Source organism: Ferrovibrio sp. MS7 (genome assembly GCF_038404985.1).
Taxonomy (GTDB): Bacteria; Pseudomonadota; Alphaproteobacteria; order Ferrovibrionales; family Ferrovibrionaceae; genus Ferrovibrio; species Ferrovibrio plantarum.
In genome coordinates this window covers 763,746-786,844 of record NZ_JBBKBA010000001.1, presented here as the reverse complement: position 1 = coordinate 786,844, position 23,099 = coordinate 763,746, and the positions used below count along the sequence as shown (strand labels likewise).

General features: G+C 66.4%; 23 protein-coding genes. 9 read left to right on the top strand and 14 right to left on the bottom strand.

Annotated elements, in window-relative coordinates:
* Positions 1-229 precede the first annotated feature (229 nt).
* The 3 genes from V6B08_RS03705 to V6B08_RS03695 are packed head-to-tail and all read left to right on the top strand — an operon-like array spanning position 230 to position 2,628.
* On the top strand, positions 230-1,183 hold the full coding sequence (locus tag V6B08_RS03705; RefSeq protein ID WP_341978234.1) for a hypothetical protein: 954 nt from the start codon (positions 230-232) through the stop codon (positions 1,181-1,183).
* Positions 1,183-1,713, top strand: a complete 531-nt coding sequence (locus V6B08_RS03700; RefSeq protein WP_341978232.1) for a GNAT family N-acetyltransferase — start codon at positions 1,183-1,185, stop codon at positions 1,711-1,713. Before V6B08_RS03705 ends, V6B08_RS03700 begins: the two co-directional genes overlap by 1 nt.
* A 9-nt stretch (positions 1,714-1,722) precedes the next feature.
* Positions 1,723-2,628 carry an alpha/beta hydrolase family protein gene (locus tag V6B08_RS03695; RefSeq protein WP_341978230.1) on the top strand — a complete coding sequence of 302 codons (906 nt, stop codon included), beginning with the start codon at positions 1,723-1,725 and terminating at the stop codon, positions 2,626-2,628.
* A gap of 163 nt (positions 2,629-2,791) precedes the next feature.
* Here V6B08_RS03695 and mltA read toward each other — a convergent pair whose 3' ends face one another.
* Together mltA and V6B08_RS03685 are read right to left on the bottom strand one after the other, a co-directional pair.
* Complete coding sequence (mltA, locus tag V6B08_RS03690) at positions 2,792-4,021, bottom strand: murein transglycosylase A (RefSeq protein WP_341978228.1); 1,230 nt, start codon at positions 4,019-4,021, stop codon at positions 2,792-2,794.
* Between the two features lie 5 nt (positions 4,022-4,026).
* Positions 4,027-4,689 (bottom strand): Tim44/TimA family putative adaptor protein, encoded by a 663-nt coding sequence (locus V6B08_RS03685; protein ID WP_341978226.1) that lies wholly within the window; start codon positions 4,687-4,689, stop codon positions 4,027-4,029.
* Positions 4,690-4,935: 246 nt separating this feature from the next.
* Here V6B08_RS03685 and secB point away from each other — a divergent pair, with 246 nt between their 5' ends.
* The gene (secB, locus tag V6B08_RS03680) at positions 4,936-5,382 is read left to right on the top strand and encodes a protein-export chaperone SecB (protein WP_341978224.1); all 447 of its coding nucleotides are present in this window, start codon (positions 4,936-4,938) and stop codon (positions 5,380-5,382) included.
* A gap of 124 nt (positions 5,383-5,506) precedes the next feature.
* On the opposite strand, the gene V6B08_RS03675 is transcribed toward secB, so the two are convergent.
* The gene (locus tag V6B08_RS03675) at positions 5,507-7,627 is read right to left on the bottom strand and encodes a hybrid sensor histidine kinase/response regulator (RefSeq protein ID WP_341978222.1); all 2,121 of its coding nucleotides are present in this window, start codon (positions 7,625-7,627) and stop codon (positions 5,507-5,509) included.
* Between the two features lie 108 nt (positions 7,628-7,735).
* On the opposite strand from V6B08_RS03675, the gene V6B08_RS03670 reads away from it, so the two are divergent.
* A complete protein-coding gene (locus V6B08_RS03670) occupies positions 7,736-8,287 on the top strand; it encodes a PAS domain-containing protein (RefSeq protein ID WP_341978220.1) in 552 nt (183 codons plus the stop codon).
* A gap of 268 nt (positions 8,288-8,555) precedes the next feature.
* Here V6B08_RS03670 and cueR read toward each other — a convergent pair whose 3' ends face one another.
* Positions 8,556-9,008 (bottom strand): Cu(I)-responsive transcriptional regulator, encoded by a 453-nt coding sequence (cueR, locus tag V6B08_RS03665; protein ID WP_341978218.1) that lies wholly within the window; start codon positions 9,006-9,008, stop codon positions 8,556-8,558.
* A complete protein-coding gene (locus tag V6B08_RS03660) occupies positions 9,005-11,338 on the bottom strand; it encodes a heavy metal translocating P-type ATPase (RefSeq protein ID WP_341978214.1) in 2,334 nt (777 codons plus the stop codon). The genes cueR and V6B08_RS03660 overlap by 4 nt, the downstream gene beginning before the upstream one ends.
* A gap of 234 nt (positions 11,339-11,572) precedes the next feature.
* On the opposite strand from V6B08_RS03660, the gene V6B08_RS03655 reads away from it, so the two are divergent.
* The 3 genes from V6B08_RS03655 (at position 11,573) to V6B08_RS03645 (ending at position 14,227) form a co-directional block, all read left to right on the top strand.
* Positions 11,573-12,259 (top strand): response regulator transcription factor, encoded by a 687-nt coding sequence (locus V6B08_RS03655; RefSeq protein WP_341978213.1) that lies wholly within the window; start codon positions 11,573-11,575, stop codon positions 12,257-12,259.
* A 250-nt stretch (positions 12,260-12,509) separates the two neighbouring features.
* On the top strand, positions 12,510-13,571 hold the full coding sequence (gtdA, locus tag V6B08_RS03650; protein ID WP_341978211.1) for a gentisate 1,2-dioxygenase: 1,062 nt from the start codon (positions 12,510-12,512) through the stop codon (positions 13,569-13,571).
* Positions 13,571-14,227: a hypothetical protein gene (locus V6B08_RS03645; protein WP_341978209.1), complete on the top strand. Its 657-nt coding sequence runs from the start codon at positions 13,571-13,573 to the stop codon at positions 14,225-14,227. Before gtdA ends, V6B08_RS03645 begins: the two co-directional genes overlap by 1 nt.
* Here V6B08_RS03645 and V6B08_RS03640 read toward each other — a convergent pair.
* On the bottom strand, positions 14,224-14,484 hold the full coding sequence (locus tag V6B08_RS03640; protein ID WP_341978207.1) for a hypothetical protein: 261 nt from the start codon (positions 14,482-14,484) through the stop codon (positions 14,224-14,226). The genes V6B08_RS03645 and V6B08_RS03640 overlap by 4 nt on opposite strands.
* Before the next feature lie 113 nt (positions 14,485-14,597).
* Between V6B08_RS03640 and V6B08_RS03635 the strand changes: the two genes are divergently transcribed.
* Positions 14,598-14,966 carry a nuclear transport factor 2 family protein gene (locus tag V6B08_RS03635; protein ID WP_341978205.1) on the top strand — a complete coding sequence of 123 codons (369 nt, stop codon included), beginning with the start codon at positions 14,598-14,600 and terminating at the stop codon, positions 14,964-14,966.
* 5 nt (positions 14,967-14,971) lie between these two features.
* Here the strand turns inward: V6B08_RS03635 and V6B08_RS03630 are convergent, their stop codons facing one another.
* From V6B08_RS03630 to V6B08_RS03595, 8 genes are all read right to left on the bottom strand, one after another.
* A complete protein-coding gene (locus tag V6B08_RS03630) occupies positions 14,972-15,745 on the bottom strand; it encodes a heme ABC transporter ATP-binding protein (RefSeq protein ID WP_341978203.1) in 774 nt (257 codons plus the stop codon).
* Positions 15,742-16,782 carry a FecCD family ABC transporter permease gene (locus V6B08_RS03625; RefSeq protein WP_341978201.1) on the bottom strand — a complete coding sequence of 347 codons (1,041 nt, stop codon included), beginning with the start codon at positions 16,780-16,782 and terminating at the stop codon, positions 15,742-15,744. Before V6B08_RS03625 ends, V6B08_RS03630 begins: the two co-directional genes overlap by 4 nt.
* An 8-nt stretch (positions 16,783-16,790) precedes the next feature.
* The gene (locus V6B08_RS03620; protein WP_341978200.1) at positions 16,791-17,678 is read right to left on the bottom strand and encodes a heme/hemin ABC transporter substrate-binding protein; all 888 of its coding nucleotides are present in this window, start codon (positions 17,676-17,678) and stop codon (positions 16,791-16,793) included.
* The gene (locus V6B08_RS03615) at positions 17,678-18,745 is read right to left on the bottom strand and encodes a hemin-degrading factor (protein WP_341978198.1); all 1,068 of its coding nucleotides are present in this window, start codon (positions 18,743-18,745) and stop codon (positions 17,678-17,680) included. The genes V6B08_RS03620 and V6B08_RS03615 overlap by 1 nt, the downstream gene beginning before the upstream one ends.
* Before the next feature lie 26 nt (positions 18,746-18,771).
* A complete protein-coding gene (locus tag V6B08_RS03610) occupies positions 18,772-19,689 on the bottom strand; it encodes an energy transducer TonB (RefSeq protein ID WP_341978196.1) in 918 nt (305 codons plus the stop codon).
* A 113-nt stretch (positions 19,690-19,802) separates the two neighbouring features.
* Positions 19,803-22,025: a TonB-dependent hemoglobin/transferrin/lactoferrin family receptor gene (locus V6B08_RS03605; protein ID WP_341978194.1), complete on the bottom strand. Its 2,223-nt coding sequence runs from the start codon at positions 22,023-22,025 to the stop codon at positions 19,803-19,805.
* 132 nt (positions 22,026-22,157) lie between these two features.
* A complete protein-coding gene (gene hemP / locus V6B08_RS03600; RefSeq protein WP_341978192.1) occupies positions 22,158-22,349 on the bottom strand; it encodes a hemin uptake protein HemP in 192 nt (63 codons plus the stop codon).
* A 179-nt stretch (positions 22,350-22,528) separates the two neighbouring features.
* Complete coding sequence (locus tag V6B08_RS03595; protein ID WP_341978190.1) at positions 22,529-23,056, bottom strand: DUF1003 domain-containing protein; 528 nt, start codon at positions 23,054-23,056, stop codon at positions 22,529-22,531.
* Between the last annotated feature and the right edge of the window lie 43 nt (positions 23,057-23,099).

Here is a 23,099-nt window from a genome sequence, read left to right as displayed (position 1 = left end):
ACAAGTTGATCAGAAAAGCAAGTATTTTTAATGATGTGCGGTTTTCAATCTGTCGCCCAGCCAAGGCCTGCAGGCGTCGCAGGGAGCAGCGGCAGGATGGCGGTTTTTCGCCACAAGCCGCGAGACTCCGCGAAAAGCCCTGCGTAAGATGAAGCTAAAGCGGGTTCAGGCGATTCGCACTGCAAAGCCGCATCGGATTCCCCAGTCATTGCCTCCTGGCCGAGTTTTCATGCCGACTCAACCGCACGCGTCCCCACTCACCACGGCCCTGGCCGCCACTCTGGTCCTGGGCATTGCCCTGCTGCTGGGCGTCCCCCAGGCAACCCAGGCCCAGCAAACCCAGGCCCAGCAAGCCTCGCCCCCGGCCCCAGCCTCCACTGCTGGCCCCGCTGCCCAGGCTAACGCTTCGGCGAAAAGCGGCGCCAGCGATGATGCGATCTACGATTTCCTGTCCGTCGCGCTGCCGGCGCTGGATACCTGGCATGGCAACCTCAAGGCCCAGGCCGAGCATGACGCCCAAAGCCTGGCGGCGCAGCGCCAGCGCAACCTGCTGCTTGGCCTGCTGCTGGCGGTGCTGCTTGCCGGCCTGGCGCTGGGTGGCTGGTTCGCGGCCCGGCTGTTGCAGCAGCGGCAGGCGGCAACAGCCGCCAGTATCCGCGAGGCCCAGGCTGCCCGGGCCGCCGCCACCCGCGAGAACCGTGCCTACCTGGTGGTGGAACCGGCGGGCTTGAGCAATTTCGGCGCCTATATGGTGGTGGCCGGGCAGTTCAGTATCACCAACCAAGGCCGCAGCCCGGCTTTGCGGCTACGCCAGAGCGCGGCGCTGAAGGTGCTGCCGCAGCCGCTGCCGGACGACCAGCCTTTCCCGGCGCCGGAAGACTGGCCGAACCCGGCCCAGCCGCTGCCGAGCCTCGGCCCCGGTATCAGCCTGCGCAGCCAGGCCCCCGGCGGCCCCTTCCCGCCGGATATGCTCGGCGCGCTGATCGAGGGTCAGCAGAACCGGCTCTACCTGATCGGCAGCATTGCCTATGAGGATGTGCATGGCACGGCGCATGAGACGCGCTTCTGCCACGTGCTGCGGTTCGACAACGCCGCCGACCTGGCCCGTGCCATCCGTGCCGAGCAGGCGGTGAACTACACGGCCAACTTCGACCGGCTGGCCCATTTCGACGAGGAAAACTGATGCCTATCCTGCGCCCCGCCCAGAGCACCGACCTGCCGGAAATCCAGGAAATCTACGCGCATCACGTGACCAATGGCCTCGCCTCCTTCGAGGAGGAGGCGCCGGATCTGGCCGAGATGACGCGGCGTTTCGATACCCTGCGTGCCGCCGGCTATCCCTATATCGTCGCCGCCGAGGGCGCCGGCGGGCCGGTGCTGGGCTATGCCTATGCCGGGCCTTACCGGGCGCGGCGGGCCTACCGCTTCACGGTGGAGAATTCGATCTATATCCGCCAGGAATTGCGGCGCGGCGGCCTCGGCCGGCTGCTGCTGCCGGCGCTGATCGATGAAAGCGCGGCGCGCGGCTACCGCCAGATGATCGCGGTGATCGGCGACAGCGCCAATGCCCCCTCCATCGGCCTGCATGCCGCCTTCGGCTTCAAGACCATCGGCACCCTGCCGAGCATCGGCTTCAAGTTCGGTCGCTGGGTCGACAGCGTGCTGATGCAGCGCAGCCTCGGCGCCGGCGACAACGAACCGCCGAAGGACTAGGCTGCCGCGATGCGCCACCCCGCCCTCGGCCTCTGGCTCGCCCTATTGCTCGGCCTGCTGATCCCGGCGGCCACGCAGGCGCAAGGCGTGACGATCGGGCCGATAGCGCCGCCGCAGGGTGCCGGCAATGAGCAGAATCACTGGATTCCGGTGTATGTGAATGGCGAGCGGCGCAGCACGGTGCTGTATCTGCGTAGCTGCCAACCGCCTGGCGCGGGCAAATTCCCGCTTGCCATTGTCAACCACGGCTCACCGCCCGATGCCAGCCGGCGCAGCACGACCCAGCCCTATTCCTGCACCAGCGCGCTCGCGAGCTGGTTCCTCAAGCGTGGCTTCGCCCTCGCCTTCCCATTGCGCCGCGGCTATGGCGAGAGCGGCAGCGACTGGGCCGAGACCTATGGCGCCTGCAACAGCCCGAACTATGTCGGCGGCGGCCTGCAGACCGCGAACGACATCGACGCCGCGCTGCGCTACATGCGCGAACAGCCGCAGGTGGATGCCGGCCGCATCCTGGTGGTGGGGCAATCGGCCGGCGGCTGGGGCACCATCGCCTTCGCCAGCCGCGCCCCGGAGGGTGTGTGGGGCTTCGCCAATTTCGCCGGCGGGCGCGGCGGCTGGGCCGACAACAAGCCGCATAACAACTGCGCGCCGAAGGCACTGATCGAGGCGGCAGGGCGGTTCGGCGCCACGGCGCGGCAACCGATGCTGTGGGTCTATACCGAAAACGACACGTTCTTCGCGCCCGAAATCAGCCAGGCCATGCATGCCGCTTTCAGCAAGGCGGGTGGTCAGGCCGATTTCCACCTGCTGCCGGCTTTCGGCAACGACGGCCATGGGCTTTTCACCAGCCGCGACGGGCCGCCCGTCTGGGGCCCGCTGCTGGAACGCTTCATCGCCAGCCTGCCGCAGCGCTAGTGAGTGTATTCAAGACAGCCTGGAGCGTTTTTAGAATTAGAATCTGTCGTCATGCCCGGCCAGGAACGCTTTGCGTTCCCGCGCTTACAGTGAGCCGGGCAGCTTTTTCCAAACGGCCTGAGATCGCCGGATCAAGGCCGGCGATGACGAGGTTTAAAGACCCTCACGACACCCCGAGCCGCGCGGCGGCTGGCTTGGGCAGCAGGAACCAGTAGCGGCCCTGGTGCTTCATGCGGCCGGCGATGGCTTCGGCAGCCGCGCCATGGCCCCAGAACACATCGCCGCGCACGCCGCCCCGGATAGCGCCACCGGTATCCTGCGCCACCATCAGGCGGTTCAGCGGCTGCTCGGCATAAGGCGCCTCGGGCGCGGGATAGCTTGCCGCCAGCCAGAGCGGCAGACCCATGGCGACATGGCTGCGGTCGACGGCGAGCGAACGCCCGGCACGCAGCGGCAGCCCTTGCGCGCCCGGCGGGCCGGCGCTGGGATCGGCGGGGGTGGGCAATTCGCGGAAGAAGATGAAGGCGCGGTTCTCGCGCAGCAAAGCCGGCGCCTTGTCCGGGTTCGTGCTGAGCCAGGCGCGCAGCGCGGGCATCGAAACTTCCTCGCGCGTCATCACGCCCTGGTCGATCAGCACGCGGCCAATCGCCGTGTAGACATGGCCGTTCTGCCCGGCGAAGCCGACGCGCATGACGCCGCCTTCCGCCAGTTCGATGCGGCCCGAACCCTGGATCTGCAGGAAGAAGGCAGCGACCGGATCGGCGGCCCAGGCGAGTTCGAGATTGCGCCCGGCCAGGGCGCCGGCCTCGATGCCGGCGCGGTCGTCATAGGGCTTGAGGAAGCCGCCCTCGACCCGCCCGGCGGTGCGCTGGCCGCGCCATTCGGGCCGGAACAGGCCGAGATCCACCTGCACCAGGTCGGGCGGCAGCTTGTAGAGCGGCACGTCATAGCCCGGCCGGCGCTGGCGGCTGCCCTTGAGGCTCGGTTCGTAATAGCCGGTGAACAGGCCTTCCGCCTTGCCCTCGCCCAGCACCGCCACGGGCTGCAACTCGGCCTCGATCAGGCGACGCAGGCCGGCGCCATCATTGGCTTGCAGCCGGGCGATACCTGTGCAGAACGGCTGCCATTCCTCCGGCTTGCCATAGACCGCGAAACCATCCGGCCCGGCCTTGCCGCGCTGCGCCAGGATGCGCGGGCAGGAATCCTTCAAGGCCGCGAAAGCTTCCTCCAGCCGGTCGGCCTGCCAGCCGGGCAGTTCGGCGAAGCTTGAGGGGCGGAAGGCGATGGCTGGCGGTTTCGGCGGCTCCGGAGCCGGTGCCTTGGGCGCGCATGCAGCCAGCAGCAACGGGCCAAGCAGCAGCAGGCCGAGCGAGAGGACGCGCCAGCGCAGCATCAATTTCAGTTGGGGCTGGCGGTAGCGATCAGGGTCCAGTTCGGATCGCGCGAACGGGTATCGCGGGCGAAGGTCCAGATATCGGTGACGCGCTCCACCGCCTGCGGATCGCCGGCAATGATCGCGCCGGTGCGGTCTCGGGTGGCGCTGATCAGTTCGCTCTCGAAACGCACGGTGACTTCCGCCGTACGGCCGTTCAGCGCGGTTTCCATGATCGCCACATCCTTGAGGCCGACAAAGGTGGTTTCCTGGGTATGGCCCTGGCGGGCGCGGTCGTCGATCACCTTCTCGAAATCGGCGAAGACTTCGCGCGACAGCATGCCCTTCAGCACCTGCTTGTCGCCGGCGGCGAAGGCGCCGACGATTTCCTCATAGGCCCAGGCGGCGCCTTTCAGGAACTCGTCTGCCGTGAAGTTGGGATCGGCAGCGCGGATGCGGGCGATCTTGGGATCGGCAGCCTCGGCCGCTTCGGCCTCGGCATCGCGGCGCGGCAGGGCAATCACATTGTCGCCGGTATCGGCGGCGCTTTCGCCGCCCGGGGCCGGGGCGCGGCGCTGCTGTTCATGGCCGGTACGCTGGCCAAGCACGGAACGCAGGCGCAGCGCGATGAACACCGCGATGGCGCCAAGCAGCAGGATATCGAGGAATTGGAAACCGCTGTCGCCCATGATGCCCAAATCTACCTATTTGCCTGAAGTCTACCGAGTTAGCCTGCCCCGGTCCAGGCGGGGTTGCCCGGCGTTGTCAAAGATGTAGGGGCTGAGGCGGGTTTCGCCAAGGGGCGGATGAGCCGAAACCCGCTGAAAAACCGGGCAGATATGTGCCCCAAACAGGGGCCTGGACGTGGGTTGCGCGGCTTGTGACGCCCCCCGATTCATGTTAGCCGTCTCGCCTTCAACCTGGAGAAAAAGTCGATGAGCGAAGCAGTCGAGCAGGCGCCGCGTTTCAGCGTCAATGTGCAGTATGTGAAGGATCTGTCCTTCGAACACCCGATGGCGCCCCGCACCTTCACCATCAACGAAGCGCCGCAAATCGGCGTCAATATCGGCACCCAGGCGCAGCGCGTCAGCGACGACCTGTTCGAGGTGGTGCTGCGCGTGCTGGTGGAAGCCAAGCATGGCGAAGAGAATGCCTTCGTCGCCGACCTGCATTATGCCGGCCTGTTCACCCTGCAGAACATCCCGGAAGAGCATGTCGAGCCGCTGCTGCTGGTGGAGGCGCCGCGCATGCTGTTCCCGTTCGCCCGCCGTATCATCGCCGACGTGACCCGCGATGGCGGCGTGCCGCCGTTGATGCTCGACCCGATCGACTTCGTGGCGCAGTACCAGCGCAGCAAGGCCGCTGCCGCCGGCGAGGCGTAAGCCGAGCCGCTAGCAGAACCGGCGAGGCGTAAGCCGAGCCGCTAGCAGAACCGGCGAGGCGTAAGCCGAGCCGCCGCCAGTACTGGCGCGGCGGTTCGGCTATCACGCCGCCGGACTCGGGCGTTCAAGCCGCCGGGGCGAGGGCGCCGAGCAGATCCTTGATGATCAGCGGTTTCGCCACCACGCCCTGGAAGCCGGCGCTTTCATAGCGCAACACCGCCTCCGGCATCACATCGGCGGTCATCGCCAGGATGCGGGCCTGCGACGTGCCGGGCAGCTTGCGCAGGGCGCGCAAAGTCTCGAAGCCATCCATCCCCGGCATGTGGATATCCAGCAGCACGCTGTCGAAGCTTGCGCCACGCGCCGCCTGCACCGCCGCCTCGCCGCTTTCCACCAGGGTCAGATCGAAGCCGAACGGCATCAGCAAGGCCTGCAGGGTACGGCGGTTGACCAGGTTGTCGTCGACGCAGAGCAGCTTCGCCGGGCTGGACAAGGCAAGCTGGGGCTGCGGCTGCGGCGCCGGGGCGACTACAGCCTGGGGCTCTGCCGCCACCGCTTCCTGCCAGGGCAGTTCGACCCAGAACAGCGCACCGCGATCCTTCTCGCTGCTGCAGCCGATGCGACCGCCGAGCAGTTCCACCAGACGCTTGGTGATCGCCAGCCCCAGACCGGCGCCGCCGAAGCGGCGGCTGATCGAGGCATCTTCCTGGGTGAAGCGGTCGAAGATATGAGCCTGCGCCTCGGGCGCGATGCCGGGGCCGCTATCGGCCACTTCGAGCCGCAGCATCGGCAGCCCGGCCGGGCCGATAGAACGGCTGAGGGCAACACGGACATAGCCTTGCGTGGTGAATTTCACCGCATTGCCGATCAGGTTGACCAGGATCTGGCGCAGCCGCGCCTCGTCGCTGACCACGCCATCGGGCAGGCCATCGGCCACCAGCACCTGGAAATCCAGCCCCTTGGCCTGCACGGCGGAAGCAAACAGCGCCTCGATATGGCGCAGCACGGCGGCGAGACTCAACGGCGCCGATGTCAGCGCCAGCTTGCCGGCCTCGAGCCGCGAGTAATCCAGCACGTCGTTCAGCACCGCCAGCAGGCTGGCGGCGCTTTCGGTAATGATCTCTGCCGCCTCGCGCGCGCTGGGCTGCAGCGGCATCGCCTGCAATGCCTGCGCCATGCCCAGCACGCCATTCATCGGCGTGCGGATCTCATGGCTCATGGTGGCGAGGAATTCGCTTTTCGCCGCGGCCAGACGCTCGGCGCGCGTGGTCTGTTCCTGCAATTGCACATTCAGCGAGGCGAGTGAGGCATTCTTGCGCTCCTCGGTCTCGATGCGTCGCCGCGCCTGCCAGGTGGCCAGCGCCGCCAGCAGCACGGTGGCGGCGGAGGCGGCGCTGACCAGCACCGCCAGGCTGCGCCAGTTGCGCAACGCCGCGTCCTGCGAGCGCGATGCCGCCAGCACCAGGGTGCCGCCATAGACCCGGCGCACGGCGGCGAAGCGCAACGAGCCATCGAAGGTGTTTTCGATCAAACCGCTGAACATCGGCAGGCTGGGATCGTTGTGCATGGCACGGTAGGCCGGCGCATCGGGATAGGCACGGCCGATGGCATCCTCGCGCCAGGGATGACGCGCGACGAGGCGGAACTTGTCATCCAGCAGGCCGACGAAATCGCCCTCGGTGATGCCGTTGGCGAAATCCCTGGCGATTTGCACCGGGTCGATCACTGAAGTGACGACGCCGATCAGCGTGCCGGCATCGTCGCGCAGCGGTACGCCCATACCGATCTGCCACTGGCCGTCATAATTGTTGCGCACCGGGCCGCCAATGCGCGAGGCGGCGGAGCCACCCTGGATGAAGTAGGAAATATACTCGCGGTCGGCCAGGACGATCTGCGGCGGCGGATAGCTGCGCGAGGAATGGATGACGCGGCCCTGCAGGTCGACCACACCGATGGCACGTATCTGCGGAATCTCACTTTCCAGCCGTTTCAGCTCGGCATGGAAGCGTTCCGGCTGGCCGTCCAGCAGGCGGTAGAGCAGGGCCGCCTTTTCCATCGAATAGCGGATGGAGTCGAGCGTGCTTTCCAGGTCTTGGCCATGGATGCGCGCCAGTCGCTCCATCACCGCCACCTCGTCGCGCTCGGCATCGCCGCGCAATTCGACATGGACATAGACGTTCAGCGCCACCGCCAAGGCGATGATGGCGAACAGGGCGTAACCCAGGATGGATTGCGCACGGCGCATTAGCGGCGGAGACCCCGATGCAACTACAACCTTTGGAGGGTAACACAGCCGCGAAAAGGGGGGAAGTTACCGCTTGAGGCACCGCACAAAACCGGGTTTTATCCGGCCATGCCCCCCGACCTAGAGCCGGACCTGGACGAAGCGCTGAAGCGGTCCAGCCATCCACGCCTGCTGACCCTGGACTTTCTTAAGGTCTGCTCGCCACGCATCCGGCGGGCCTATGAATACTGGGACGGGAAGCGCCAGGGCCGCCTGATGCCGGCCCGCGCCGATATCCAGCCGCAGGAAATACCCGACTTGCTGCCGGATATCGTGCTGACCGAGGTGCTGGCCGAGCCGCCCTTCCTGCGCTATCGCCTGGTTGGCACCCGCCAGGTGCGCATGCGGGGCTTCGACCCCACCGGCCGGGCGGTGCGGGGCCACCATATCGGCCACCACCTGAAAGACGATACCTGGGACGAGGTGCTGCTGAATTACCGCGTGGTGATCGAGCGGCGCAGCTTCGTCTACGACTGCAACCACTTCTATGGCCCCCAGGATGACCAGGGCTCGCTGCTGCGCGGCCAACTGTTCGAGCGCGGCACCCTACTGCTGCCGCTCTCCACCAATGGCGAGAGGGTCGACATGGTGTTCTGCGTCATCGAGGCGGACGAGGCCTGAGGGCTCTAAGCGCGCAGCCGCGAAGCGGCTGTGGGCGCAGAGGCCCGAAGGGCTGGCTATGCGCGCTTTTTGACTTCATTCCCGCGAAAGCGGGCGGGGAGACATTAGAACTAAATCAACCATCGTCATGCCCGGACTTGATCCGGGCATCTCGCGACACGCGGGCTGAGATCGCCGGGTCACTGTAAGCGCGCGAACGCCAGCGGCGTTCGTGGGCGCACAGGCCCGAAGGGCCCGGCGGCGATGACGATTTATGGCACGACCCCGCCTATTCCGCTGGCGCGCAGCAATCAGCCGGTGGCTTCGCGCTATCGCCATCAAGCGGCTTCGGGCCTTCGCCGAGTTCATCAAGAATCGGGCAATGCGGCCGGCCATCGCCATGGCAGGCATCGGCGAGATGGCTGAGCGTGCCGCGCATCGCGGTCATCTCGGCGATGCGCTGGTCGAGTTCGGCGACATGGCGCAAGGCAATCGCCTTCACATCGGCGCTGGAGCGTTCGCGGTCGCGCCACAGCGACAGCAGCTTGGCGATTTCCTCCAGGCTGAAACCGAGATCGCGGGCGCGGCGGATGAAACGCAGGTTATGAACATCGGACGCGCCGTAGCTGCGGTAGCCGGCGGCGGTGCGGCCGGCCTTGGGCAGCAGGCCGATGCTCTCGTAATAACGGATCATCTTGGCCGAGACGCCGGAATCCGCCGCAGCTTCGCCGATGGTTTTCATGCGTTGTCTCCTGTCTCCGAAGCGGCCGGGCGCCAGCCTTTCAGCCGCAGGGCATTGGCCAGCACACTGACACTGGACAACGCCATCGCCGCGCCCGCCATCACCGGGTTGAGCAGGCCGAAGGCAGCCAGCGGCAATCCGACAAGGTTGTAGATAAAGGCCCAGAACAGATTCTGCCGGATGGTGGCTTCGGTGCGTTCGGAGATTTCCAGCGCATCGGCCACCAGGGCAGGATCGCCGCGCATCACCGTGATGCCGGCAACGCCGATAGCAGCATCGGTGCCGCCGCCCATGGCAATGCCGAGATCGGCTTCGCTCAAGGCCGGTGCATCGTTGACGCCATCGCCCACCATCGCCACGGCACCGAAGCGGGCGCGCAGCCTTTGCACCGCCGCCGCCTTCTGTTCGGGCAGGATTTCCGCTTCCACATGATCGATGCCGAGCACATGCGCCACGCTTTCCGCCGCGCCCTGGGCATCGCCGGAGAGCATCGCCACCGCGATGCCACGGGCTTTGAGCCGCGCCACGGCGCGCGCCGCACTCTGCTTCGGACGGTCGGCGAAACCGATCATGCCGAGCAGCGTGCCATCGGCGGCGGCGAGCCACGACACTGTGCGGCCCTGGCGCTGCAGATCCTGTGCGCGCTGTTTCCAGGCGGCGACATCGATGCCTTCCGATTGCAGCAGCCGCGCGGTGCCGAGCAGCAGGCGACGGCCTTCGACAACCCCTGAGACACCGAAGCCGGCATGGTCGCGGAACGCGGTCAATGCTGGCAGTTCGATGCCGGCGGCGCGCTGGCGCAGGGCTGCTGCCAGCGGATGGCCGGAACCGGCCTGCAGGGCTGCGGCGAGCCTGAGCAATGCAGCCTCGGTGATGCCGCCCTCTTCAGCGATACGGCCCGGAATGAGGTCCGTCACCGCCGGCTTGCCTTCGGTGAGCGTGCCGGTCTTATCAAAAGCCACCACCTTGATCTTGCCGGCGCGTTCCAGCACTTCCGCATCGCGCACCAGGATGCCAGCGCGCGCGGCGGCACCGCTGCCGGTCATCAACGCTGCAGGTGTGGCGAGGCCGAGCGCACAGGGACAGGCGATCACCAGCACCGCCACGGCGTTGATGATGGCCTGTTCGATATCGCCACCGAGTGCGGCCCAGAGGCCGAAGCTGATCAGGGCGAGCAACACCACCACCGGCACGAACACGGCAGAGACCTGATCGACGCGGCGCTGGATCGGCGCCTTGGCCGCCTGCGCCGCCGCCACCGCGCGCACGATACGCGCCAGCATGGTTTCCTGCGCCACCGCCGTGGCACGCAGCAACAGGCTGCCATCGCGGTTCACCGCACCGGCCACCACGCGGTCGCCGATGGCTTTCTCCACCGGCAGGCTTTCGCCAGTGAGCATGCTTTCATCGACGCTGGCGCGGCCTTCCACCACCACGCCATCAGCGGGCAGCGCCTCGCCGGCGCGCACCAGCAGCAGGTCGCCGAGCCGGATGCGGCCGGCGGCGATATCCTCGATGCTGCCATCCTCGCGGCGGCGATGCGCCTCGGCTGGTTTCAGCTTCAACAATGCATCCAGGGCATCGGCGGTGCGGCGCTTGGCGCGCGCCTCCAGCCACTTGCCGAGCAGCACGAAGCTGATCACCGCCGCGGCGCCCTCGAAATACAATGCGTGACTACCGTGGGAGCCATGGCGGTAGACCACCCACAGGCTGAGGCCATAGGCCGCCGAGGTGCCGAGCGCCACCAGCAGATCCATGTTGCCGCTGCCAGCCTTGAGCGCCCGCCAGGCGCCGGCATAGAAGCGCGCGCCGAAGCCGAACTGCACGATGCCGGCCAGCACCGCCTGCGCCCAGACCGGCAGCATCAGGTGCGGCAGCCCGGCCCACATCGCCGCCATGTCGAGCATCAGTGGCAGGGTGAGCAGCAGCGCGGCGATGGCCTGGAATTTCAGCGGCGTGACGGTATCCGGGCGCGGCGCCGGGATGGCTTCCGGAGCCTGCGCGGTGGCGCTGTAGCCGGCCTTGCTCACCGCTGTCAGCAAAGCGGTTTCATCACCCATTGCTGCGCCAGGGGACGCATTCCAGGTGACCCGCGCCGTCTCGGTGGCGAGGTTGACCGCTGCCTCGCGCACGCCCGGCACCTTGCGCAGTGCTGCCTCGACGCGGCTGGCGCAGGCAGCACAGGTCATGCCCTCGATAGCGAGGTCGGTGACGGGACCGCTGGCAGCGCCGGACTGGGGGCCGGACTGGGGGCCGGGCTTGGAGCCGGGCTGGGCGGCGGCGGGATGGGCGGCGGGAGACCCGCCAATCAGGGCGTTCATCTGGTTCATGGGGGTTAGATAGGGCCTCCCATCATGGGAAGGTCAAGCGCCGGGTAATTTTCTCAATTAAAGTGAATTGCACTCGCAATAAGACAGTATCGGGCGAATTATGATGGCACCGCTTGCATCGATGCAGCCTTGCCCGCCATACTTGCCGGGCCGGTAGTCGCCAGGGAGGCGACCGGCTAAGGGGAACCCCGAAGCAGGCACCGCTCTTAATTAAAGGCATGGTGGAAACCAAGCATGGCTGGCCCGAATCTTCTGGTGGTCGATGATTCCCCGGTGGACCGGCAATATCTGCACACGGCATTGACCGCCGCCGGCTATCAGGTGACCGAGGTGGAGAATGCCGCCGCCGCCCTGAATGAACTGCGCGGCGCCAGCTTCGATCTCATGCTGCTGGATCTGGTGATGCCCGAAGTAGGCGGCCTGGACCTGCTGAAGCAGCTCCCCGAGCGGCGCCCCTACAAGGTAATTGTGGTGTCCGGCCATGAGGATACCGAAAGCAAGGTGGCGGCGCTGGATGCCGGCGCGGTCGACTATGTGACCAAGCCCTATGATCTCGGCGAGCTGCTGGCGCGGGTGCGCGCGGCGTTGCGGCGCGAGGCGGCCACGGAAGAATCCGACACCGTGCGGGCGGGCATCCTGAGCGTTTCGAAGCTGCAGCATGTCGCCATGGTGGGGCAGCGTCAGGTACGCCTCAGCGTCATGCAATACCGGCTGCTGGTGCTGCTGGCGACACGGGCCGGCCAGGTGGTGCCGCTGGACGCCATCGCCAAGGAATTGTGGAACCACGATGGCGAACATGAGCGCCAGTCGCTGCGCGTGCTGGTGAAAAAGCTGCGCGACAAAATCGAGCCAAACCCGGCCCGCGCCATGCTGCTGCAGACTGAGCCCGGCATCGGTTATCGCCTCAAGGCTGAGGCCTAAAACGAAATATTTGCGGCCCCCTTGGCGGCGCACGAATCGGCTCCCATATGCAGCGTATCGGCGACGGGCTCCCCCGCCTTCGCCGCTGCTGGAACTCCCCCCGTTCCGGCTTACCCCTGCTCTGAGGGATGGTGTCCCCCGCCACTCCCTCATGCATGAGCGAACGCCCGGTCCGTGCCGTCCCGGCAGGTCGGGCGTTTTTTCTTGCCGCCGAGGCGGTTAGAATAAGGCGTAAAGGCAGGAGACCCCCATGATGGCATCGCAGCAAGGCGCCCCCGATGATGTAAAAGCGGCGCGCCAGGCCTATTACCAGCGCATCGGCAGCCAGAAGCTGACGCCGCTCTGGGAGGTGCTGCATGGCCTGGTGCTGCCGCAGCCGAAAAGCGATTGCCGCGCCGCCTTCTGGCAATACGCGGCGTTGCGCCCCTACATCATGGAAGCCGGCACACTGATCACCGCCCGCGAGGCCGAGCGCCGCGTGCTGATCCTGGAAAATCCCGGCCTGCCCGGCCAGTCGCGCATCACCACCTCGCTCTATGCCGGCCTGCAGCTCATTCTGCCTGGCGAAGTCGCGCCGGCGCACCGCCATACGCAGTCGGCTTTGCGTTTCGTGGTCGAGGGCAGCGGCGCCTACACGGCGGTGGATGGCGAGAAGACCATCATGGAGGAAGGCGACTTCGTCATCACGCCCTCCTGGACCTGGCATGACCATGGCAACGACTCCGCAGAGCCGATGGTGTGGATGGATGGCCTCGACATTCCGCTGATCCAGGCGCTCGATTGTTCCTTCATGGAACGCGGCGCCGAGGAAACCCAGCCGCTGTCCAAGCCGGTCGGCGACAGCCTGGCGCGCTATGGCGCCGGCCTCTTGCCGCTGGATTACGAACCGGCGACGCCTACCTCGCCAATCTTCAACTATCCCTACCGCCGCACCCGCGAGGCGCTCGACACCATGCGCCGCGCCGAGGCCTGGGATGCCTGCCACGGCCTCAAGATGCAGTATGTGAATCCCGCCACCGGCGACTACGCCATGCCAACCATCGCCACCTTCATGCAGCTCCTGCCCAAGGGCTTCGACGGCGAACGCTATCGCAGCACCGATGCCACGGTGTTCAACATCGTGGAAGGCAGCGGCTATTCCATGGTGGGCGAGGAACGCTTTGACTGGGTGAAGCGCGACACCTTCGTGGTGCCGAGCTGGATCCCGGTGAGCCATCATGCGCCGAACGGCGATGCCGTGCTGTTCAGCTTCTCGGATCGTCCGGTGCAGAAGAAGCTCGGGCTGTGGCGCGAAAGCCGGGGCAACCGCTGATGAGCGCCGCGAATGACGATGATGGCTCCCAGGGCAGCCATTTCGAGGACGAACTCGAAGACCTGATCCCCGGCGCCGAGGCGATTGCCGGCCTGCGCGCGGTGGCACGCCTGGCGCGGCTGCTACCGAATATCGACTGGTTCAGCCAGACCGGCCGGCCGATCAAGAATACACAACTGATCTGGGCCGAAAGCTATTGCGCGGGTTTAGGCTTTCTCGATGTCAATGTCAGCGGCCTAGAAGGCTGGCGCGAAGCCGCGGCACTCGCTGCCGAGCAGGATTGGGACGCGCAATTCTGGGAAGCGGAAGAACAGGCGCATCAGGCTTTGCTGGAGCAGGCCGAGCAATGGCTGCCGAGCTATGATCTCGAAGTGGCGCTGAACCATGTGGCCTTGCGCGCCACCGAACTGGCGCAGATCAAGGCCGTTGCCGCCGCCGCGCGCGCCGGCATCGTCGATGACGGATTGATCCGCGCCGCCGCCCAGGCTGCGGGGCAGGCGGCGTATCAAGCCGCGCTGGTGCTGGCCGCCCAGGGCAATGACTATAACGAGGATGACGATAGCGGCGAGGAACATGCCTTCGCCGCCAAGTTCCGCCTGTTCGAAGCCGGCCGCTGGCCGCTCGGCCTGGTCGGGAACACGTTTACGCTGTTCTAGAACTCGCCGGGGGTTTTGGAATTCTTCAGGTCGCGGTTGATTTCCTGGCGGCGGCCATAGAGGTAGATGCCGACCACAGCGCCGCCAAGCACCAGACTGAGCACCACGCCGAGAATCAACGGCACCACGGCGGCATCATCCAGGTCGGCACCCATATTGGTCCAGAAGCGCACGCTCATCACCGCGGCGCCGATCAGGGCGCCGATCAGGGCCAGTGTGATGCCGATACCAAAAATCTTGTCGCTGTTGCTGTGCATGGCGTTTACTCCTGGGGCTACTACACGCCTTCACTTGGCGCGGCGCAAGCCGGGGACAACCGCCTGCGACGTTTGACCGCGACCTAAAATAGAAAACCAGAGGGAACAACGGGATGCCGAACCCTGCCACATTGGAAGCCTTTATCGCCCTGGTGGAAAGCGGTGCCCATGACACCGCCATCGAGCGTTTCTATACGGAAGCGGCGACGATGCAGGAGAACCTGACCGAACCGCCGCGCCGTGGCCGCGCCAATCTGGTGGCGCATGAACGCGCGGTGCTGGCACGCGTGCAGAGCGTGGAAAGCGAATGCGTGCGGCCGGTATTTGTCGAGGGCGACAGAACCGTGATCCGCTGGATCTTCCGCTTCACCTTCAAGGATGGCAGCAAGCGCGCCATGGACGAGCTGGCCTATCAGCGCTGGGAGGGCGAGAAGATCGCGGAAGAACGCTTCTACTACGATCCCGCCCAACTGCGTGGCTGATGGCGCTACGCCGCCAACGGCCCCTTGATGACGAGGTGGCCATCATAGAAGGCGGCATCGACGGCGAAAGCCTGCGCTAGAATCTCCGGCGTCAGCGCGCGCGCCGGCACATCCAGTGCCAGCAGCCGGCCCTGCTGCAACACCGCGACGCGATCGGCATAGGCATGCGCCAGACCGAGATCATGCAGCACGGCGGCCACCGCCACACCTTGGCCCGCCAGCCTTCTCGCCAGCCGCAGCACGGCATGGGCATGGGCGAGGTCTAGGCTGGCGGTCGGCTCATCGAGCAGCAGCAAAGGTGCCGCGCCGCCTGCAAGATCGAGCTGAGCCATGGCGCGGGCAAGCTGCACGCGCTGCTGCTCGCCACCCGAGAGCGTGGCATAGGAACGCGCCGCGAGATGCGCAATGTCTGCGGCGCCGATGGCCGCCGTCACCGCCGCCTGGTTAGTGCCGCGATCATAGAGCCGTTCGAAAGGCAGGCGACCCAAAGCCACCACGTCACGCGCCGGCAGCGGAAAGCCGAGGCGGGCGGCCTGCGGCATCACGCTGCGCCGCCGCGCCAAAGCCAGCGGTGCCCAATCCTGCAACGCACGGCCTTCAAGCCGCACGCTGCCCGATTGCGGCACCAGATCGCCGGACAACACTTGCAACAGCGTTGACTTGCCGGCGCCATTGGGGCCAACGATGGCCAGCACTTCGCCGGGAATCAGTTGCAGCGAGATGTCGCGCAGGATTTCAGCACCGCGCCGCAGTACCTGGATAGTCTCGACCGCGATCATACTGCCAGCTCCTTGCGCTGACGCAGCAGCAGGGCGAGGAAGAACGGCGCGCCGATCAGCGCGGTGAGCAGGCCAACAGGAAGTTCCGCCGGCGCCGCGATGGTGCGCGCCACTGTATCGGCGAGAATCAGCAGGCTGGCGCCGGCCAGCGCCGAGCAGGGCAGCAGCCGGCGATGCCCCGGCCCGAGCCACAGCCGCACCAGATGCGGCACCACCAGGCCGATGAAGGCGATGATGCCGCTGAAGGCCACGGCGCCGCCGGCAGCCAATGCCACGGCGAAGCAGACACTGCTCTTGACGCGCTCGATCGGGAAGCCGAGATGCGCCGCCTCGCGTTCGCCGAGATTGAAGGCATCCAGCGCGCGCGCCAGCCAGGGCGCCAGCAGGATCGGCAGCAGCGCGAAAGGTGCCAGCAGCATCAGCTTGCCCCAGGTGGCGCCGGCCACGCTGCCGAGCAGCCAGAAGGTGATGTCGCGCAATTGCCGGTCATCGGAGAGGAAACTCATCATGCCGATGCCGGAGGAGGCGATGGCATTCAGCGCGATGCCGGCGAGCAGCAGCATGGTGATGGCGGTGCGGCCTTCGACCTGCGAGAAGCGATAGACCATCAGCGTGACGGCGAGGCCGCCAGCGAAGGCCAGCCCCGGCAGCATCACCGGCTGCCAGGCCGCCGGATAGAGCCAGCCGGCGAAGACAATGGCGGAAGCGGCGCTCAAGCCGGCGCCGCCGGTGACGCCGACCAGGCCGGGATCGGCCATCGGGTTGCGGAACAGGCCCTGCATCAGCGCGCCGGCAATGCCCAAAGCCGCGCCGATCAGGCCGGCCATCAGGCTGCGCGGCAAACGCAGATGCCATACGATGGCTTCGGCGCGGGCATCGGCATCGAGGCCGAGCAGCGCGCGGACCACCTCGGCCAGCTTCAGCGGCACCGGGCCGACGGCCAGGCTGACCAGCAGCACGCAGGCCAGAAACACCGCCAGCAACAAGCCGGCCGACCAGGCGAACGCCAACCGGCGCGGCAGCGCATCCGTCATCATCCGTTCACTCATGCAAAACGCGGCAGCGTGGCGCCGGGATGCAGCGCGGCGGCCAGATCACGGCCAGCATGGGCGACGCGCGGCCCCAGCGCCAGCAGGTACAGCATATCGAGCGTGACGACGCGGTTCTCGCGCAACGCCTTCAATCCGCTAAGCTGCGGCAGCTTGCGCATTGCCTCGATGCCGCCCAAGGCTTCCAGGCTCTGATCCGAGAGCAGGATGTAATCCGGGTCGGCGGCGAAGGCGGCCTCGGCGGAGATCGGCTTGTAGCCAGTCGAGCCGACCACGGCGTTACGCCCGCCGGCGAAGCGGATCATGCTTTCCGCCGCCGTGATGTCACCGCCGGCCAGCAGCCGGCCATCGGTGATGCTCATCAGGAACAGCACGCGCGGCCGTGCTGTCAGCCTGGCCACCGCCGCATTCACCGCCTCGATCTCGGCCCGGATCAGGCTGGCCTGGCGTTCGCCTTCGGCCTTGCGGTCCAGCGCCGCGCCGACCAGCCGCATCTTCTCCGGCACATCGGCGACATGCAGGGTTTCCGGGATCACCGTGAGCGGCAGCTTGATGGCACGCAGCCGCTCGAGCGCCGCCGGCGGCCCGGCCTGATCGGTCACCAGCAGTAGCGACGGGTTGAGCGACAGGATACCTTCCGCGCTGAGCTGGCGGAAATAGCCGATCTTCGGCAGCTTGAACGTATCGTTGGGATACAGGCTGGTGGTATCGACGCCGACCAGCGATTTCTCCGCGCCGAGACGGTAGACCATCTCGGTGAGGGCGCCGCCGGCCACTACCAGTCGCTCCGGCGCCGCTGCATGGGCCGCGCCGGGCAGTGCGAGAGCCGCCGCAGCGGCGGCCGTGCCGCGCAGCAGCGCGCGGCGGTTCAGCCGGCTCCGCATCACGCAGCGGCCTTGTCGCTATTGACCAGGGCTTCCGCCAGGTCGCGCCACGGCTCCAGCTCCGGCTGGCCCGGCTTGCGCTTGCCGAAGAAGGACACGATCAGCTCGCCCTTGGTATCGAAAAGCTCCACCGAAGTGACGGTGCCGTCCACGCTGGGCTTGCGCACCAGCCAGGAGGAGGCGATGGCATCCTCGCGCAGATGCAGGTTGAACAGCGGATCCAGCACGTTGAACCACGGACCCGTTGGCACCAGCTTCTTCACCGGGCCGGTATGGATCTGAATCATGCCGTGATTGCCGACGAAGACCATGATCGGCAGTTCCTGCGCGGCAGCGGCTTCCAGCATACGGCGCGCTGCGTCATTGCCAAGGCGCTGCGCGAAACGCGGGCCGGCGAGGCGGAAAGCCTGCTCGCGCGCCACCTTGTGCTGGCGCAGCAGGCCGAAGAAATCATGGGTGTCGCGCAGGTTGGTCCAGCCTTCGCGCAAGGCGGCAATGTCAATCTCGGCATCGGCGCGCGGCGCTTCCGGTTCCTTGCCTGGCAGGGCGGCGAAATCGCTCGACTGGTCGTCGTTGCGGAAGCGCGCCACCAATGCGGCGAAAGCCGCCGCGTCAGTGTGATTGGTGGCGTAGATCTTGTGCACCGCGTTGCCCTGGGCATCGAAGAATTGCAGCGACTGGCGCAGGCCGGCCTTGGTTTCCTCGGCGACGGCGAAGCCATGCGCCCAGGGGCCGAAGAAGATACGCAGATCGATATCCTCGCCGACGATCAGGCCGACATGGCCCTGCAGGCCAAGCTCGCCATAAGTGCCATGGCGCTCATGCACCACGCTGTCGTTGCGGGTCAGCGCCATCACGTCGCCCAGGCCTGGCACGGCAGCGATGATATCGGACCACGGACCCTTGAGGCGCTCAACGCCGCCTGCAGCGACCGGCGTGCCGACGCGGGTGGCAAGCAGGGCGGCTTCGGAAACACCGAGGCGGCGGGCGGCATCGCGGATGCGGAGGGCCGGTTCGGCCTCGCGCAAGGCGGACCATTCTTGGCTGAGAGTTTGGCTGGCGGACATGGCGGGCTCCTCTGTGGGTAAACGCATCAGCGCAGTTTGAATTGAACCGGTATCTCGACCCAGGCCAGCACCGGCCGGTCGCCGACGCGGGCAGCATTGAAGGCCCAGCCGCGCACCGCATTGAGCGCCGCCTGGTCAAGCATCTCGTAGCCGGACGAACGCCATAGCCGCACTTCGCGCGACTGGCCTTCCGGGTCGATCAGGGCCCGCACCACGGACACGCCTTCCTGTTCCATCTGGCGTGCGCGCACTGGATAGACCGGCGGCTGCGGCCGGTTGCGGAAACCGGGATGGCGCAGCACAGGCGGTTCGTTGCTCTGGGTTTCGGCCGGCGCCGCAGCGGCAATCGCAGCAGGGGCGGCAACGGGCGCTTCCGTTGCAGCCGGTGCAGCCATGGCTGGCGGGGCTTCCATGCGCTGTGGCACAGGCTGCGGCACGGCGGCCACTTCGCTTGGCGGTGTCTCGGCCGGCTTGGTCTCCACCGCTTTCGTTTCGACTGGCTTGGCTTCCGGCGGCCTGGCGGCAACGCGCGGCTGCGGCTTGGGTTTCACCACAGGCTGGGGCGCCATCCGTGGGGGCAGCGGCGGCACACTGTCGGCGGCACTTTGTGTCACCAACGGCGGCGGTGCCTCGACAGCAGGCTCGGGCGTCACCTCACGCACCGCCGTTTCCGGCTCAGGCACTGGTGGCGGCGGTGCCACCGCCTGCGCTGGAGCCGATACCGCCACGGGAGCGGGTGGCGCGGCGACGAACTGCACCGTCATGAAGGGTTCGGGGCGCGGCGCATGGCTCGGTTTCGGCAGGCTGAGCCACAGGGCGGCGGCGAACAGCAGGCCATGCATGGCCAGCGAGCAGAGCAGCGGCATGCCGCGCTGCGACAGCGGCGCGTGGTGAGAGAGCGGCGGCTGCGCTGCCGACAGAATGGCGACACCCGGCAGTGCCATCGCACTGCCGGGTGGGGAGGGTAGCCGCGGGTTTGGTGGGAAAAGCATCTCCGCGCGGCGCCTCGGGTCACATCGGCATTCGCATGCGCATCAGGTTTCGCTTTCGCATCGCGTTACCACCGCATGGTGACGTTGATCGCCGCTGAGCGGCCGGCCTGGTAATAGTCGCCCGGCACGGTGGCAGACGGCGTCAGGCCCTGCACATCGGCGAAGTTGACATAGGATTTGTCGAGCAGATTGTAGATGCCGGCGCGGATCGTCACCCAGTCGAGCGGATTGTAGTAGGCCGACAGATCGAGCGTGGTGTAGGCCTTGGTCTTGTACTGGTTGGCGGCGGTGACGCGGTCATGCTTGAACACATGCTTGGCATCGAGGCGCGCGCCCCACAGGCCATCGATGGTGTCGTAGCCAAGGCCAGCGGTGAAGGTAAGCGGCGCCACCGAATTGATCGGCACGTTGGATTGCAGATTCTCGCCCACCGCATAGGCGATGCCGCCATTCAGCGCCCATTCCGGCAGGAAGCGCCAGTCGCCACGCAGCTCGGCGCCGTAGATTTCCACCTCGCTCAGATTCTGCGCCTGGTACTGGCCGGTGGTGCCGACGACCGGCTCCACCAGCGTCACCATGTCGATGAAATTCTTGTAGCGGTTATAGAAGCTCGAAACCTGATAGCTCGAGCCGTTGGCGAATTTGCCGCGCGTGCCGATTTCCACGCCCCGGCTGGTTTCCGGCTCCAGGTTCGGATTCGGGATGAATTCATACGAGATCGGGCCGACCGTGTTACGGAAGCCGGTATTGGCATCGTCGTAGGGTGGCGCGCGGAAGCCATGGGCATATTGCGCGAATACCGAATAGACCTTGTTGAACTCGTAATTCAGGCCAAGCTTCGGCGACAGCGCAATTTCGGTGATGGCGCGCGGCTGCTGCACCGATGGATTGATGCGGTAGATCGCATCGGGCATCGGGTTCATGTCGTAATAATCGGCACGCAGGCCGGGCGTGATGGTCAGGCTGCCGAGCTTGATCTCATCCTGGCCGAAAAGGCCGCCCTGCATGGTCAGCGTATTCGGGAAGTAGCGGCTGGGCGTGAGCGCACCATCGGCCGTGGTGTTGCTGATCAGCGCCCCGGTGGCGGCGTTGATGCGGGCATATTCACGCAGGCGCTCGGTGCCGGTGACATTGAACGACAGGCCATAGAGCAGCGTGTTCTGCACGCCGAACCAGTCGGTATTGCTGGTGAGCTGGGTTTCCACGCCGCCGATCCACTGGTCGTTGGTCTGGCGGTAATTGTGGAACTGCACCGGCGGTCCGGTGCGGGTCTGCACGCGGTAATCGACGCGTTCGAACTGGGTGTAGTAGAGCTTCCAGTCGAACTTATCGACGAAGCCGATCGGATCGAAATGCGTCTGGCCGAGCGACAAGCGCCAGCGTTCCGTGCTGTCCTGCGCCGAGGAGGAGCGGATCGTTGCGGTGAGTTCGTTGGCGATATTCGGGATGTTGACATCGCGCTGGAAGAATTCGCCGGTCAGCACCCAGCGGCTGGAAGCGCCTTCCCAGGCCATTTTGCCGAGCAGGTTGTTGCCCTGGTAATCCTGCTCGTTGATGCGGCCCTTGGAATCCAGCTCGCTGCCGTCGCGATGGGTGAAGATGCCGAGCATCGACATGTTGCCGACGCGCGTCGCCGCCGTGCCGGTCTGCGAGAAACTCGAATCGATGGTGTCGTAGCCGAGCTTGAGCGAGTAGAAGAGGTCGCGGCCATTGCTGAGGAAATCCGTCGGGTCCTTGGTCACGTAGCTGACCACGCCGCCGAGCGCATCCGAGCCATAGCTGGCCGAGGCCGGGCCGCGCAGCACCTCGACGCGCTTCAGGCTGTCGAAATCCACCATGTCGCGGGTATAAGGCGTGAAGCCGCCGCCGCGCAGCAGGATGCCGCCCGGCATGTCCGGCAGGCGGGTGCCATCCACCTGCATCAGGATGCGGTTATCCTGGATGCCGCGGATATTGAACGAGCCGGCGCCGGCGCGGCGCGGATCGTTCAGCACGTTGACGCCGGGTTCATCACGGAACAGGTCCTGCATGCGGTGCAGGTTCTGTTTGTCGATCTTGTCCTCGTCGATCACCGTGATGGTGCTGGTGCTTTCGCCGACCGGACGCTCGACGCGGTCGCCGACGCTGGTCACGGTGTCGAGCACGGTCGGCACGCCGGTAGGCTGCTGTTGGGCCGGCTGCTGCTGCGCCTGCTGGGCATACACAGCCAGCGGCGCCAGCGCGGTCGAGCCGAGCAGCGCCAGCAGCATGAGGCGGCGCGAGGCATGAGAAAGACGGAAAGACAGCATACGGACAAACCCCCGGTATGACCCGCCAGCCGGCGGACGAATGGAACGGACTTTGGCTGGCTGGCTACCGTGGGTTGCCGCTGACAATGCGGCGCCGGGGTGGCTGGCTGACGTACCTACAGGTGCTGCGGGTTATTTGGTCAGGATAAGCTTGCCGTTCGCGGTCAGCCGCAAACGGTAATCCGCGCCTTCATGTTCGATGATGACTTCCCGGGCAGCCCCGAACAGCCGGCGCGCATCCAGGCGCGGCGGCATGTCCTTATGCCCCGAAATGGCAGCATCTATCTGATTTCCCGGCCCTTTCGGCTCGGTGGCAGCGTTCATCGTGACTATAACCCCAGGCGACCGCCGGTAGAAAAAGCGGCGTCGCGAGGGGGAGTATAGGCCGAACCCGGATTAATGCAAGTAAGAATAACTCGCATTATTAATCGCAACTCGCATTTTTTCTTTGCCCTGTCGCTTCTGTCCAGGCGGGGTTTATCCTGGTTTTTCGGCATTTCCGCTCAGGCTGGGCCGCTCGACCGTGTCTCAAGCTGTGCTGTCAGCGCCGTCACCGCCTTGGTCAGCGCCAGGATCTCCTGCTCGCGCAGCAGGTCGATCTTCTGGTGCAGCAGTTCGATCTCCAGTTCCGCCTTCACATTCACCTGGTAATCCTGCTCGGCGCGGCGGCGGTCGATCCCGGCCATGCGGTTCTGGCTCATCATGATGATCGGCGCCGTGTAGGCGGCCTGGAACGACAGCAGCAGGTTCAGCAGGATGAAGGGATAAGGATCCCACGCGCCTCGGCCGAACCAGGCATTGCCGATGATCCAGAGCGCCAGCACCAGGCTCTGGCTGACCACGAAGCCCCAGGAACCGACACGGTCGGCCACCAGATCGGCGAGCTTTTCGCCCAGGCTGCGCGGCGCGGCGGAGGGCAGGCCGTTGGTTTCCTCCGGCGCCAGCGGCAGATGCTGGCGACGCGCCCGGCGGCGGCGGCGCAGTTCATCCAGCAGGTCATGGTCGCTGCTGTGACTCAAGGTCTGGGACATCGGCTTCTCCCGGCTTGGACAATAAGCCGAGCCTAGTCCCGCC

Excerpts from the sequence above, each read along its gene's own strand:
- gtdA (WP_341978211.1), top strand. The coding sequence starts at position 12,510 with ATGATGGCATCGCAGCAAGGCGCCCCCGATGATGTAAAAGCGGCGCGC.
- V6B08_RS03595 (WP_341978190.1), bottom strand. The coding sequence starts at position 23,056 with ATGTCCCAGACCTTGAGTCACAGCAGCGACCATGACCTGCTGGATGAA.
- V6B08_RS03675 (WP_341978222.1), bottom strand. The coding sequence starts at position 7,627 with ATGCGCCGTGCGCAATCCATCCTGGGTTACGCCCTGTTCGCCATCATC.
- V6B08_RS03605 (WP_341978194.1), bottom strand. The coding sequence starts at position 22,025 with ATGCTGTCTTTCCGTCTTTCTCATGCCTCGCGCCGCCTCATGCTGCTG.
- V6B08_RS03615 (WP_341978198.1), bottom strand. The coding sequence starts at position 18,745 with ATGTCCGCCAGCCAAACTCTCAGCCAAGAATGGTCCGCCTTGCGCGAG.
- V6B08_RS03695 (WP_341978230.1), top strand. The coding sequence starts at position 1,723 with ATGCGCCACCCCGCCCTCGGCCTCTGGCTCGCCCTATTGCTCGGCCTG.
- V6B08_RS03670 (WP_341978220.1), top strand. The coding sequence starts at position 7,736 with ATGCCCCCCGACCTAGAGCCGGACCTGGACGAAGCGCTGAAGCGGTCC.
- V6B08_RS03645 (WP_341978209.1), top strand. The coding sequence starts at position 13,571 with ATGAGCGCCGCGAATGACGATGATGGCTCCCAGGGCAGCCATTTCGAG.
- V6B08_RS03625 (WP_341978201.1), bottom strand. The coding sequence starts at position 16,782 with ATGATGACGGATGCGCTGCCGCGCCGGTTGGCGTTCGCCTGGTCGGCC.
- V6B08_RS03660 (WP_341978214.1), bottom strand. The coding sequence starts at position 11,338 with ATGAACCAGATGAACGCCCTGATTGGCGGGTCTCCCGCCGCCCATCCC.
- V6B08_RS03640 (WP_341978207.1), bottom strand. The coding sequence starts at position 14,484 with ATGCACAGCAACAGCGACAAGATTTTTGGTATCGGCATCACACTGGCC.
- hemP (WP_341978192.1), bottom strand. The coding sequence starts at position 22,349 with ATGAACGCTGCCACCGAGCCGAAAGGGCCGGGAAATCAGATAGATGCT.
- cueR (WP_341978218.1), bottom strand. The coding sequence starts at position 9,008 with ATGAAAACCATCGGCGAAGCTGCGGCGGATTCCGGCGTCTCGGCCAAG.
- secB (WP_341978224.1), top strand. The coding sequence starts at position 4,936 with ATGAGCGAAGCAGTCGAGCAGGCGCCGCGTTTCAGCGTCAATGTGCAG.
- V6B08_RS03635 (WP_341978205.1), top strand. The coding sequence starts at position 14,598 with ATGCCGAACCCTGCCACATTGGAAGCCTTTATCGCCCTGGTGGAAAGC.
- V6B08_RS03655 (WP_341978213.1), top strand. The coding sequence starts at position 11,573 with ATGGCTGGCCCGAATCTTCTGGTGGTCGATGATTCCCCGGTGGACCGG.
- mltA (WP_341978228.1), bottom strand. The coding sequence starts at position 4,021 with ATGCTGCGCTGGCGCGTCCTCTCGCTCGGCCTGCTGCTGCTTGGCCCG.
- V6B08_RS03685 (WP_341978226.1), bottom strand. The coding sequence starts at position 4,689 with ATGGGCGACAGCGGTTTCCAATTCCTCGATATCCTGCTGCTTGGCGCC.
- V6B08_RS03620 (WP_341978200.1), bottom strand. The coding sequence starts at position 17,678 with ATGCGGAGCCGGCTGAACCGCCGCGCGCTGCTGCGCGGCACGGCCGCC.
- V6B08_RS03610 (WP_341978196.1), bottom strand. The coding sequence starts at position 19,689 with ATGGCACTGCCGGGTGTCGCCATTCTGTCGGCAGCGCAGCCGCCGCTC.
- V6B08_RS03630 (WP_341978203.1), bottom strand. The coding sequence starts at position 15,745 with ATGATCGCGGTCGAGACTATCCAGGTACTGCGGCGCGGTGCTGAAATC.
- V6B08_RS03705 (WP_341978234.1), top strand. The coding sequence starts at position 230 with ATGCCGACTCAACCGCACGCGTCCCCACTCACCACGGCCCTGGCCGCC.
- V6B08_RS03700 (WP_341978232.1), top strand. The coding sequence starts at position 1,183 with ATGCCTATCCTGCGCCCCGCCCAGAGCACCGACCTGCCGGAAATCCAG.